This is a genomic window from Streptococcus intestinihominis, from assembly GCF_046824975.1.
Classification (GTDB): Bacteria; Bacillota; Bacilli; order Lactobacillales; family Streptococcaceae; genus Streptococcus.
This window is the reverse complement of sequence record NZ_JBKQBL010000001.1, coordinates 244,061-244,343: the sequence shown is the minus strand read 5'-3', so window position 1 is coordinate 244,343 and position 283 is coordinate 244,061. Positions and strand designations below refer to the sequence as shown.

Here is a 283-nt window from a genome sequence, read left to right as displayed (position 1 = left end):
TCAGATTCCTTATACTTTCAACAAAAAGATCCGGGAATGGTGTTTTGGAAGTTTTGATGGTGCCTACGGAGGGGAGCTTTTCCGTGGAGTTGTTCCTCGGGTTCTAGATATTGAAGATTATAAGAAACTTACCCTGGAAGAACTGGCGAATGGAATCTACCAAGTAGATACAGCAGGTTGGGCTGAACCATGGGATGTGTTGAAAAAACGGATTGTAGATGGCTTTGAGGAGATTGCCAAGGAAGTTGAAGCCAAGGGTGGTGGAAATGCCTTGGTTGTTAGT

1 protein-coding gene is annotated in these 283 nt (G+C 44.2%); it reads left to right on the top strand.

The annotated features are described in order from the left end of the window. The coding region (locus ACLOR3_RS01250; RefSeq protein ID WP_497867186.1) for a histidine phosphatase family protein at positions 1-283 on the top strand (283 nt) is incomplete at both ends.